This is a genomic window from Janthinobacterium sp. GW822-FHT07H10 (assembly GCF_058798675.1).
Window position 1 is genome coordinate 16,356 of the sequence record NZ_JBXAKS010000006.1, and the last position, 12,108, is coordinate 28,463.

10 protein-coding genes are annotated in these 12,108 nt (G+C 67.4%); 5 read left to right on the forward strand and 5 right to left on the reverse strand.

The window, feature by feature from the left end; translation table 11 throughout:
- The first annotated feature begins 79 nt into the window (after positions 1-79).
- Positions 80-973, forward strand: coding sequence for a LysR family transcriptional regulator (locus AC1RDJ_RS15270; RefSeq protein ID WP_493027948.1), 894 nt, complete (start codon positions 80-82; stop codon positions 971-973).
- Positions 974-982: 9 nt separating this feature from the next.
- Here the strand turns inward: AC1RDJ_RS15270 and AC1RDJ_RS15275 are convergent, their stop codons facing one another.
- Positions 983-2,068: an ATP-binding protein gene (locus tag AC1RDJ_RS15275; protein WP_071323894.1), complete on the reverse strand. Its 1,086-nt coding sequence runs from the start codon at positions 2,066-2,068 to the stop codon at positions 983-985.
- A complete protein-coding gene (locus tag AC1RDJ_RS15280) occupies positions 2,068-2,817 on the reverse strand; it encodes a response regulator (RefSeq protein WP_071323893.1) in 750 nt (249 codons plus the stop codon). Before AC1RDJ_RS15280 ends, AC1RDJ_RS15275 begins: the two co-directional genes overlap by 1 nt.
- A gap of 133 nt (positions 2,818-2,950) precedes the next feature.
- Here AC1RDJ_RS15280 and AC1RDJ_RS15285 point away from each other — a divergent pair, with 133 nt between their 5' ends.
- From AC1RDJ_RS15285 to AC1RDJ_RS15295, 3 genes are read left to right on the forward strand one after another with little or no spacing between them, the layout of a single operon-like run.
- The gene (locus AC1RDJ_RS15285; protein WP_493027949.1) at positions 2,951-4,117 is read left to right on the forward strand and encodes an efflux RND transporter periplasmic adaptor subunit; all 1,167 of its coding nucleotides are present in this window, start codon (positions 2,951-2,953) and stop codon (positions 4,115-4,117) included.
- A 41-nt stretch (positions 4,118-4,158) separates the two neighbouring features.
- Positions 4,159-7,305, forward strand: coding sequence for a multidrug efflux RND transporter permease subunit (locus AC1RDJ_RS15290; RefSeq protein ID WP_071323891.1), 3,147 nt, complete (start codon positions 4,159-4,161; stop codon positions 7,303-7,305).
- Positions 7,305-8,693 carry an efflux transporter outer membrane subunit gene (locus tag AC1RDJ_RS15295; RefSeq protein ID WP_493027950.1) on the forward strand — a complete coding sequence of 463 codons (1,389 nt, stop codon included), beginning with the start codon at positions 7,305-7,307 and terminating at the stop codon, positions 8,691-8,693. Before AC1RDJ_RS15290 ends, AC1RDJ_RS15295 begins: the two co-directional genes overlap by 1 nt.
- 21 nt (positions 8,694-8,714) lie before the next feature.
- Here AC1RDJ_RS15295 and AC1RDJ_RS15300 read toward each other — a convergent pair whose 3' ends face one another.
- The 3 genes from AC1RDJ_RS15300 to AC1RDJ_RS15310 are packed head-to-tail and all read right to left on the reverse strand — an operon-like array spanning position 8,715 to position 10,157.
- Positions 8,715-9,269, reverse strand: a complete 555-nt coding sequence (locus AC1RDJ_RS15300; protein WP_493027951.1) for a contractile injection system tape measure protein — start codon at positions 9,267-9,269, stop codon at positions 8,715-8,717.
- A 4-nt stretch (positions 9,270-9,273) separates the two neighbouring features.
- Complete coding sequence (locus tag AC1RDJ_RS15305) at positions 9,274-9,843, reverse strand: Hcp family type VI secretion system effector (protein WP_493027952.1); 570 nt, start codon at positions 9,841-9,843, stop codon at positions 9,274-9,276.
- 41 nt (positions 9,844-9,884) lie between these two features.
- On the reverse strand, positions 9,885-10,157 hold the full coding sequence (locus AC1RDJ_RS15310; RefSeq protein WP_071323887.1) for a 7(1) septoil knot domain-containing protein: 273 nt from the start codon (positions 10,155-10,157) through the stop codon (positions 9,885-9,887).
- 213 nt (positions 10,158-10,370) lie between these two features.
- Between AC1RDJ_RS15310 and AC1RDJ_RS15315 the strand changes: the two genes are divergently transcribed.
- Positions 10,371-12,017: a DUF4394 domain-containing protein gene (locus AC1RDJ_RS15315; protein ID WP_493027954.1), complete on the forward strand. Its 1,647-nt coding sequence runs from the start codon at positions 10,371-10,373 to the stop codon at positions 12,015-12,017.
- Positions 12,018-12,108 lie beyond the last annotated feature (91 nt).

Sequence of the window (12,108 nt, forward strand, 5' to 3'; positions counted from 1 at the left end):
AGATGCAATGAGTATGGAGCAGGCAACAGCATGCGATAAGATCGCTTATCCTGCATGTATTACTGAATTTTTCTCATGAATGATGGCCGACCTGAATGAATTGACGGCTTTTGCCGCCGTCGCCCGCCTGCGCAGCTTTCGCAAGGCGGCGCTGGAGCGCGGCGTGTCCGCTTCCGCCCTCAGCCATGCGCTGCGCGCGCTGGAAGAGCGCCTGGGCGTGCGCCTGCTGAACCGCAGCACGCGCAGCGTCACGCCGACGCAGGCGGGGCAGCAGCTGCTGGCGCGGCTGGAACCGGCCATGCGCGAAATCACGGATGCCTTGCTGGACTTGAGCACCCTGCAGGATGTTCCTGCAGGCAAGCTGCGCCTGAACGTGCCGCGCCCGGCCGCCCGGCTGCTGCTGGCGCCCATGCTGGCGTCGTTCGTGGCGCGCCATCCGCGCGTGCAGGTCGAGCTGGTCACCGATGACGGCATGATCGATATCGTGCGCGACGGCTTCGATGCGGGCATCCGCTTTGGCGAGTACGTGGCGGCGGACATGATCGCCGTGCCCGTGGGTGCGCCGCAGCCTTTCGTGGTGGTGGCGTCGCCGGCCTATCTGGCGGCCCATGGCGCGCCGGCCACGCCGCGCGCGCTGCTGGCGCATGCCTGCATCGTCCGGCGCTTTCCCAGCGGGCGCGAGTATGCGTGGGAGTTCGAACAGGCCGGCGAGGGCGTCAGCATCGCCGTCGGCGGCCCGCTGGTATTTGACGACGATGAGCTGATGCTGCGCGCGGCCCGCGACGGCGCCGGGCTGGCGTATGTGTACGAGGCCGATGCGCGCGCGGACATCGCGGCCGGGCGGCTGGCGTGCGTGCTGGAAGGCTGGTTGCCGCCGCCGCCCCGTTACTTCCTGTACTACCCGAGCCGGCGGCAGATGCCGGCCGTGTTGCGCGCCTTTGTCGACATGCTGCGCGCGGACGGCGGCGCGTAGCCGGCGTGGTCAGCCAGCGGCTGGCGGCGCGCCATGCTCGACCGGCCATTTCACTGTAAACAGGGTGCCGCCCGCCGCGCCGCGGGCGCAGGCCGCGCTGCCGCCGTGCGCGCGGGCGATGGCCTCGACCACGGCCAGTCCCAGGCCGCTGCCCGCGTGCAGGTCGACCCGCGCGCTGTCGCCGCGGCGGAACGCCTCGAACACATGCGGCGCCAGTTCGTCCGGGATGCCGGGACCCGCATCCTCGACGCTGAGGAAATACTGGCCGGCCTGCACGCGGGTGCGCACGCGCAGCAGCCCCGGATGCGCATAGCGGCGCGCGTTGTCGAGCAGGGCCAGCACGATTTGCCGGATGCGCGCCGCGTCGCAGCAGACGGGATGGTCGGACAGCTGCAATTGCAGCACAAAGCCGGCCGCTTCCATGTCCGGCGCCAGCAGGCGGCCCACTTCCTCGATTTCCAGGGTCAGGTCCGTCCACGCCATGCGCAGCTGCATGTAGCCGCTGTCGGCCAGGCTCAGGGTGCGCAAGTCCTCGATCAGGCGGCCCAGGTCCTCGACTTGCGCCAGCAGGCTGGAAAACGGCACTTCCTCGGGCTTGAAGACGCCATCGACGACGCCTTGCAGGGTGCCGCGCAGGATGGTCACGGGCGTGCGCAGTTCGTGCGCGATGGCCGCGTTCCACGTTTCGCTTTCCTTGGCCGCCCGCTGCAGGCGTTCGGCCATGCTGTTGAAGTCATCGACCAGCATGGCCGTTTCGCCCAGGCTGCGGTCGCCCGCGAAAGCGCGCGCGGACAGGTCGCCATGGGCCACGCGGCGCACGCTGTCCATCACGGAATTGATCGGTTTTAAAATACGCGAAGCGAGCTTGATGGCAAAGAAGGCGGCCAGCAGCAAGCCGAAGATGGTGATGGCAAAGATCCACAGCCATTCCGCCGTCGTCGGCGACCAGTCGTCCGGCTCGGACAGCATGCCGGGATCGATCTTGAAGGCGACGGCAAAGAAGATCCAGGAACCGATCCAGATGAGCAGGATGCTGCACACCATCAGCACGGACATCGACAGCACGATCTGCCGGTTCAGGCCGGTAAAGCGCATCAGGCGTCGCTTTCCAGGCGGTAGCCGACGCCGCGCAGGCTGGCCGGCATGTTCATGACGCCGGCTTCCTCGAGCTTCTTGCGCAGCTTGCTGACATGGCTGTCCACCGTGCGTTCCAGCGAATTGCTTTCAGGCATGCACGCTTCCAGCAGCTCCAGGCGGCTGCAGACGCGGCGCGGCGTGCGCGCCAGGTGCGCCAGCAGGCGAAATTCCGTCAGGGTCAGGCTCAGCGGCACGGGCGTGCCGTGGCGCAGCACGCTGGCCACATAGGTTTCCTGGTCGATATCGATGGGGCCGCAGCGCAGGCGCTGGCCGCCGACCGGGTGATGGCGCACGCGCGAACGGCGCAGCACGGCGGCCACGCGGGCCACCACTTCGGCCGGATTGAAGGGCTTGATGATGTAGTCGTCGGCGCCCACGCGCAGGGCGGCCAGCTTGTCGGCGTCCTGGTCGCGCGCCGTCAGCATGATGACGGGGGTCTCGCCGCGCCGCCGCACTTCCGTCAGCACGCCCCAGCCGTCGACCTGCGGCATCTGCACGTCGAGCAGCAGCAGGTCCGGCGCCAGCGCCAGGTGCTGGTTCAGCGCTTCGCGCCCGTCCAGCGCGAAGGCCGTGCGGTAGCCGTCGCGCTCGAGGTAGCCGGCCAGGATGCGGGCGATCTGCGGTTCATCTTCGGCGATCAGGACGAGGGCGGCGGGCGGGGTGGTGGCAAGGAACGATGGTTGGCTGGAGCTGTGGAGATAGTTCATGCAAATAGTCTAGCATTCTTCGCGCTCTCCATCGAATCTCCACATTTCTTTGACGGAACATCCATGCTGGCCTTTTATGCTCTGGTTATCTGTCGACCGGACCGCCGGTTGGGATCAGCCATAGAGAAAAGTCATGCCAGTAAAGTACTTCACCAGGAAAAATAGTTTGATTACCGCGGCGCTGCTCAGCCTGGCCGCCTGTTCCCAGCCCGCGCCCGAGGAAGGGGCCGCGCCGCCTGCCGCCGTGACGGTGCTCAAGCTGCACGCCGCGCCCGTGGTGCTCAGCGACGAATTGCCGGGCAGGGTGGCCGCGTTCCGCACGGCCGACATCCGCCCGCAGGTGGGCGGCATCGTGCTGCGCCGCCAGTTCGAGCAGGGCGCCGACGTGAAGGCGGGGCAGAAGCTGTTCCAGCTCAATCCGGCGCCATTCCAGGCCGACGTCGATTCGGCCACCGCCGCCCTGCAGCATGCGGTGGCCACGGCGAACCGCGCCAGCAGCCAGGCCGAGCGCCTGAAGCCGCTGGTCGAGGCGGACGCCATCAGCCGCCAGGCGTATGACGACGCCGTGGCGCAGCGCGAGCAAGCCGTGGCCACCGTGGCGCAGGCGCGGGCCAGCCTGGCCCGGCGCCGCCTGGACCTGGCCTTTGCCAGCATCGAGGCGCCGATTGCCGGGCGCATCGGCTCCGAACTGGTGACCGAGGGCGCGCTCGTCGGCCTAGCGGACGCGGCGCCGATGGCGCGCATCCAGCAGATCGACAAGGTGTATGTCGACGTGCGCCAGCCGGCCGCCGCGCTGGCCGCGCTGCAGGCCGCAGGTTCGGACGGTACGGGCGGCGCCGACAAGCTGCCCGTGACCATCCTCGGTGCCGATGGCCGGCCGCATCCCGTCACGGGACGCATCCTGTTCTCCGGCATCAGCATCGATGCGGGCACGGGAGACGCCACCATCCGCGTGCTGGTCGACAATCCGCAGCGCCAGCTCTTGCCGGGGATGTTCGTGCGCGCGCGCATCGCCCGCGCCGTGCAGGCCGACGGCGTGCTCGTGCCGCAGCAGGCCGTCTTGCGCAGCAGCGATGGCCAGGCGCAGGCCTGGGTGCTCGATGGCACGAACAAGGCCAGCCTGAAACCGATCGCCGTGGGCGACGTCGTCAACCACCAGTATGTGGTCAACGGCGGACTGAAGGCGGGCGAAACCGTCGTCATCGAAGGCCAGGAACGCCTGCAGCCGGGCGCCACGGCCGCGCCGCAACCGTGGAAGCCAGCCGTCGTGGCAAGCGCTGCTGCCGCCAAGACGCGTTGATCCGTATTCATTGAAAGCGTACTTGTTGAAAGTTTAATTACATGCCTCAATTTTTCATCAACCGCCCCGTCTTTGCGTGGGTGGTGGCGGTCTTCATCGTCCTGTTCGGACTGATCGCCATACCGCAATTGCCGATTGCGCGCTTCCCCTCGGTGGCGCCGCCCAGCGTCAGCATCAGCGCCAACTATCCCGGCGCCACGCCGCAAACTATGAACGATTCCGTGGTGGGCCTGATCGAACGCGAACTGTCCGGCGTCAAGCACCTGCTGTATTTCGAGTCGTCCACCGATACCTCGGGGTCGGCGTCGATCACCGTCACCTTCCAGCCGGGCACGAATCCGGAAATGGCCCAGGTGGACGTGCAAAACCGCCTGAAAGCCATCGAGCCGCGCCTGCCGCAGGCCGTGCGGCAAAATGGCCTGACCGTGGAATCGGCGTCGTCCGGCTTCCTGATGATCGTCAGTCTGATCTCCGACAATGGCGCCCACGATGAAGTGGCGCTGGGCGACTACCTGGCGCGCAACGTGACGGAAGAGCTGCGCCGCATTCCCGGCGTGGGCAAGGTGCAGCTGTTCGGTTCCGAGCGGGCCATGCGCATCTGGGTCGACCCGGCCAAGCTGGTGTCCTACAACATCGCCATGGGCGACATCACGGCGGCCGTGGCGCAGCAAAATGCGCAGATCGCCCCGGGCCGCCTCGGCGATTCGCCGGCCGTGGAGGGCCAGCGCGTGACCATCCCGCTGACGGTGCAGGGCCAGCTGCAGACGCCGGCAGAATTTGCCGCCATCGTGCTGCGGGCGAATGCGGACGGCTCGAAAGTGACCATCGGCGACGTGGCGCGCGTCTCGCTGGGCGCGCAAAGCTTCAATTTCAGCATCCGCGAAAACGGCCAGGCCGCTTCGGGCGCCGCCATCATGCTGTCGCCGGGCGCCAACGCCGTGCAGACGGCGGCCGCCGTGCGCGCGCGCATGGCCGAACTGGCGCACACCATGCCGGCCGGGATCAAGTATTCGGTGCCGTTCGATACGGCGCCGTTCGTGAAAATCTCGATTGAAAAGGTCATCGTCACCCTGCTTGAAGCGATGGTGCTGGTGTTCCTCGTCATGTACCTGTTCCTGCAAAAGATACGCTATACCCTGATTCCCGCCATCGTCGCGCCGATCGCCCTGATGGGGACATTTACCGTGATGCTGCTGGCCGGCTACTCCATCAACGTGCTGACCATGTTCGGCATGGTGCTGGCCATCGGCATCATCGTCGATGACGCCATCGTGGTGGTGGAAGCGGTCGAGCGCTTGATGGCGACCGAGGGCCTGTCGCCGAAGGAAGCGACGTCGAAGGCCATGCGCGAAATCACGGGCGCCGTGGTCGGCATCACGCTGGTGCTGACGGCCGTGTTCATCCCGATGGCGCTGGCCAGCGGTTCCGTCGGCGCGATCTACCGCCAGTTCACGCTGGCCATGGCCGTCTCGATCCTGTTCTCTGCCTTTTTGGCGCTGACCCTGACGCCGGCCCTGTGCGCCACCATGCTCAAACCCATCGGCCCGCACGACCACGACAAGAAGGGCTTCTTCCTGTGGTTCGACCGCTGTTTTGACCGCATGACGGCCCGCTACGAAAAGGGCGTGGTGGCGATGCTGAAACGGGCCGGCCGCTCGATGTTCGTGTACGGCGCCATCGTCGCGGCGCTGGGCGTGGCCTTCCTGCAGCTGCCCTCGGCTTTCCTGCCGGAAGAAGACCAGGGCTACTTCATCACCTCGATCCAGCTGCCGTCCGACGCCACCATGGAGCGCACGCTCGATGTCGTCAAGCAGTTCGAGGCGCATACGGCCACGCGGCCCGGCATCGAAGTGAACCAGTCGATCCTCGGCTTCAGCTTTTCCGGCGCGGGGCCGAACGCGGGCCTGGCGTTCACCATGCTGAAGGACTGGAAGGAGCGCAACGGCGCCACGGCGCAGGAAGAAGTGGCGCTGGCGCAGGCCGCCATGGCGCAGGCGAAGGAGGGCGTGATCATGAGCCTGATGCCGCCGGCCATCGATGAACTGGGCAACTCGTCCGGCTTTTCCCTGCGCCTGCAAGACCGCGCCAACCAGGGCGTCGCCGCCCTGCAGGCGGCGCAGAACCAGCTGCTGGGACTGGCCGCGCACAGCAGCAAGGTGGCGGGCGTGTATCCGGACGGCTTGCCGCCCGGCGCCAGCGTGCGCCTCGATATCGACCGCACCAAGGCCGAAGCGCTGGGCGTGTCGTTTACGGCCATCGCCGACATGCTGACGGCGGCCATGGGGTCGACCTATGTCAACGACTTCCCCAATGCGGGCCGCATGCAGCAGGTGATCATCCAGGCCGATGCGCCCGCGCGCATGCAGCTGAACGACGTGCTGGCCTTGCGCATCCGCAATAACGCGGGCGGCATGGTGGCCATGGGCGAGCTGGTGCGTCCCGTGTGGAGCGAATCGCCGCTGCAGCTGGTGCGCTACCTCGGCTATCCGGCGGCGCGCATCTCGGGCAGCGCCGCGCCCGGCGTGTCCAGCGGCGACGCCATGCTGGAAATGGAGCGGCTCGTGAAACAGCTGCCGCCCGGCTTCGCGCTGGCGTGGACGGGACAGTCGCTGCAAGAGAAGGAATCGGCCTCGCAAGCGCCGATGCTGATGGCGCTGTCGATGCTGGTGGTCTTCCTCGTGCTGGCGGCCCTGTATGAAAGCTGGTCGATTCCCGTCTCCGTCATGCTGGTGGTACCGCTGGGCTTGCTCGGCGCCGTGCTGGCCGTGATGATGCGCGGCATGCCGAACGACGTGTTCTTCAAGGTCGGCATGATCACGATCATCGGCCTGTCGGCGAAGAATGCCATCCTGATCGTCGAATATGCGCGCCAGTTGCAGGCGCAGGGCAAGGGACTGGTCGAGGCGACGGTGGAAGCGGCCAGGCTGCGCCTGCGCCCGATCTTGATGACCTCGCTGGCGTTCGCGCTGGGCGTCGTGCCGCTGATGCTGGCCACGGGCGCCAGCGCGGAAACCCAGCACGCGATCGGCACGGGCGTGTTCGGCGGCATGATCACCGCCACCGTGCTGGCCGTGTTTTTCGTGCCCGTGTTCTTTGTCGTGGTGCTGGGCGCCGTCGACAAGGTGGGCAGCTATGTCAAGAAACGCAATAGTCACACCGCCGCCAAGGCGGTGGAAGGAGAGTCGTAATGCGTTGGTTTTATCTGTTACCCGTCGCCGCGCTGTTGTCGGCGTGTTCATTGACGCCGCCGCTGGTCAAGCCGGCGCCGCCCATTCCCGCCAGTTATGAGGCGGTGCCGTCGGCGGCAGGCATGGCAGGCACCGCCGCCGACCTGGGCTGGCGCCAGATGCTGCTCGATGCGCGCCTGCAGCGCCTCGTCGCGCTGGCGCTGGAAAACAACCGCGACTTGCGCGTGGCCTCGCTCAACGTGGAAGCCGTGCGGGCCCAGTACCAGATCCAGGATGCGGGCCGCTATCCCGCCATTGGCCTCAACGGCGGCGGCACGCGCCAGCGCGCTGCCGATGGCGCGGGACAAAATCACGCGGTGCAAAGCCAGTTTTCGGCCGGCGTCGCCATGAGCGCGTTCGAGATCGACCTGTTTGGTCGCCTGCGTTCCTTGTCGGACGCCGCGTTTGCGCGCTACCTGGCCACGGAGCAGGGCCAGCGCGCCGCGCGCATGGCCCTGATCGGCGGCGTGGCCGATGCCTACCTGGAACAGCGACTGGCGGAAGAGCAACTGGCGCTGGCGCGGCAAACCCTGGCCGACTGGCGCCAGGCGCTGGTCCTGACGCAGCGCCTGCATGGCGCGCAGCAGGGCAGTGGCCTGGACGTGGCGCAAGCGCAAGGGCAGGCCGCCACGGCGGAGGCGGACGTGCAGGCCCGCATGCGGGCCAGTGCCCTGGCGCGCAACAACCTGGAATTGCTGCTCGGCGCGCCGCTGCCTGGCGATTTACCGGCAAGCCATCCCCTCGACGGCCAGCCCGTGCTGACGCAGCTGCCGCCTGGTTTGCCGTCGGACTTGCTGGCGCGCCGTCCCGACATCCTGCAGGCCGAATACGCGCTGGTGGCGGCGAATGCGGAAATCGGCGCCGCGCGCGCCGCCTTCTTCCCCCGTTTGTCGCTGACGGCGCAGCTGGGCCTGGCCAGCCCGGAGCTCGGCGACCTGTTCCGTGGCAGCGCGCGCAGCTGGTCGTTCGCGCCCCAGCTCACGCAGCCGCTGTTCCAGGGCGGCCAGCTGCGCGCGGAACTGCGCCTGTCGCAGCTGCGCAAGGACGTCGCCGTGCTGCAGTACGAACAGGCGATCGAGACGGCTTTCCGCGAAGTGCGCGACGGCCTGGCCGGCAGCGCCACGTATGCGCAGCAGATCGACGCCCAGCAGCGCGTGGTGGCGGCGGCGCAGCAGCGCCAGCGCCTGTCGCAGCTGCGCTACGACGCGGGCCAGGACAGTCGCCTGGAATTGCTCGACGCGCAGCGCCAGGCGTATGCGGCGCGGCAAACCCTGCTCGACGTGCGGCGCGACCAGTTCAAGTCGGCCGTGGCCTTGTACAAGGCGCTGGGGGGCGGGCTGGAAGAATAGGGAACTTTGGCCGGCGCGCGCCTACCAGCTCACGTGCAGGGGCTGCGGCATCCAGGGATGCCCGATGAAGGCAAGGCTCCATGGCAGCTGGTTCATCAGCACGTCGACCGTCCTGCGCTGGACGGTCAGCGTGCATAGCCCGTCGCGCCATTCCAGGCGGCCTTCGCGCTGCAGGAAGGTTTCGCGCAAGGCCGCTGACGACATCTTTTGCATGTTGAGCCAGTTGCCAATGACGGCGGCCAGCAGGTGGTCGCCGAGCGCCATATCTTCTGCCGCAAGGTGCATGGGTGGCGCCGGAAAGTCGGGATCCAGGCCGCACAGCAGCTTGTTCAGCACCAATTGTGAGCCTGGCCTGTCGCTCCTGCCATCGATCAGGTATTGCAGCAAGTGCACGGCACGCGCGCCGTCCTCGCTGCGCACGCGCATCGCGCCATGCTCCGCGGGCATCAGCACATTGATTTTTCGCAACATCATCTCAAGGAAAGGATGGAACAGCACCAGGCCGGCGTTGTTGACGTAGCTGACTTCCGGGGGCGCGCCGGCGGGCGCCGCTGGCGGATGGATGGCGTCGTTCATGTAATTATCCGGTAAAGGCCGCAATCGGCCGGTTACGTGCCAGGCTCCAGCCCGTCGTGTGCTGGGCGCCGGGCTGGCCGTCGGCCTGCTGCACGCTGTGGCTCCAGAGGATTTCCGTAAAGCTCAGCTTGAACTGCTCGGTCGGCATGTCGTCGGCATGGGTTTGCAGCTGGATTTCGCTGATCAGCGCGTCGCGCAGGGCAATGGTGATGACGTTGGCCGTCGTGCTGCTCGAATGGCGGGCGATGTACAGCCTGGTCGGCTGGGTCGCGCCGGTGCCCAGCGGTCGCGCCAGCAGGCACAGCTCGTACAGTTTGACCGAAGTCGCATCGACATATTTGACACAGGTAAATTCGGTGATGACGGGCCGGCCGGCGGTGCGCGCCGCGTTGCCGACGTCGGTCGTCACTTGCTGTTTCATGCCCTGGTGCAGCGAGACCAGTTCGATGCATGGGCCCATGCCCTGCAGCGCAGCGGCGTCGCGCCAGATGGCGTCGATTCCCTTGCTTTCACCGTCCGGCGCCTTGCCGAATACGAGTTCCCCGTTGCCGGGTTCCAATAAGATCAAATCCATGGCGATGCTCTCTCTTGTCGATGCTCGGGGGCGGTGTGCGCTTACAGGTGGATATGTTTCGGGCGCGCCACTTGCCAGCCGGCGTCAGCGGCGCGGTCGACAAAGCAGATGCTCAGGTGCGCCATGCCTGGCGAACAAAAGTACACGCATGCCGAGGCACTTTTCCGGTCGTCGATGAAGAACCACATGGCGTCGCCGTGCGCCATGCCCAAGCTGGCCGGGCGGTGCACGAGCAGCTCGGCGTTGTCGCGCGCCACCAGGGCCACCCGTACCGTGGCTTCGCCCATGTTGCTGGTATGGTAGATACGGGCCACCTGCTTCTCCTGTCGTGAGTGGGTCGATGTGCGTGTCGGGCGCCCTGGCACTATACACCGGTTTAGTTGCCTAAAGACAATCACAATAGGGGCGAGGGAAAACTTTTTTTGCACCGCTGCATCCAAATGCGGGCATGGCGCGTAGTACAGGGGTGCGCTCGCCGCGAATGCGGCATGGCGGCACGTCCATTCACTCTTACAGGGGCCACGACCATGCCACATTTGCCAACCTTGCCATTTGCCAAGCTGCTGCTTGTTTCCGCCGTCGCCATGAGCTTGTCCGCCTGCGGCGGCGGGAGCAGCCACGATGATTCCGTCACACCACCGCCGCCCGCGGTGGTCGCCGGCGACGTCTTCGTGTTGACCGCCAGCAACAAGCTGCTGTCGTTCGACCGCGCCACGCCCGCCACCATCCGCACCACGGCCACCGTCACGGGCTTGCAGGCGGGCGAAAACCTGCTGGGCATCGACTTCCGGCCCGCCGACGGCCAGCTGTATGGCCTCGGCAGCACGGGGCGCCTGTACACCCTGAACGGCGCGACCGGCGTCGCCACGCTGAAAGCGACGCTGGCGGCCGACGCGGCCGACGCCACGGCGCCATTCACGGCGCTGGCCGGCACGCAGTTCGGCGTCGATTTCAACCCGGTCGCCGACCGCCTGCGCATCGTCAGCGACACGGGACAGAGCCTGCGCATCAATGCCGACACGGGCGCCACCACCACGGACGGCAATATCAATGGCGGCGCCGCGAATACGGCCATCACGGCCGCCGCCTACACCAACAGCTTCGCCGGCACGGCCAGCACGACCTTATTTGTCATCGACGCGGCCAACGCCACGCTGTACACGCAGAATCCGCCCAACAACGGCACCCTGGCCGGCGCCGTGCCGCTGGGCGTGGCGGCCACCAGCGTGGCGGGCTTCGACATCGACGCGCGCAGCAACACGGGCTACGCCGTCATGACGGTGGCCGGCGCGCGCAACCTGTACACCCTGAACCTGGCGGCGACCGCCGCGCCGGCGACCCTGGTGGCGGCCATCGGCGCGAGCGAAGAGCTGCGCGGCATCGCCTTGAAGGCCCAGGCGGCGCCCATCGCCTACGGCTTGACGGACGACGGCCGCATCGTCACCTTCAAGACGGCCACGCCGAACACCCTCGACGCCAACGTGGCCGTGACGGGCCTGGCAACGGGCGAACGCCTGCTGGGTTTTGACATCCGGCCCAAGGATGGCGTGCTGTACGGTATTTCCTCGGCCGCGCGCCTCGTCACCATCGACCCTGCCACGGGCATGGCCACCGTCAAGGCAACCCTGGCGGCCGATGCGGCCGACGTGACGGCGCCCTACACGGGCCTTGCCGGCACGGCCTTCGGCGTCGATTTCAACCCCGTCGCCGACCGCCTGCGCGTGATCAGCAACACGGGGCAAAGCCTGCGCATCAATGCCGACACGGGCGCCACTACCACCGATGGCGCCATCAACCGCGCGGGCGCGGCGCCCGTCGTCACGGCCGCCGCCTACACCAACAGCTATGCGGGCACGACGGCGACCATGCTGTTCGATATCGACACGGCCAGCGCTGCCCTGGCCCTGCAGAATCCGCCCAACGACGGCGCCCTGGCGAACGTGGGGCCGCTCGGCGTGGCCGTGATGGGCGACGCCGGCTTCGATATCGCGGGCGGCGCCAACGGCCTGGCGCTGGCGGCCCTGCGCACGTCGGCCACGGGCCCCAGCTCGCTGTACCGCATCGACCTGGCGACGGGCGCCGCGGTGCCGAGCGGCGGCGCGGCCACGCCGGCCCTGTCCGCCATCGGCAACGGGGCGGTGGGGCTGGCCGATCTCGCCATCGCCCTCAAGTGACGTCAATCCGCCGCAGCTTTGCTTTGATTCAATAATTCCAGTATCATGGAAGTATTGTTGACATTCACAGGCTGCGGCGCATGGTGCCCGC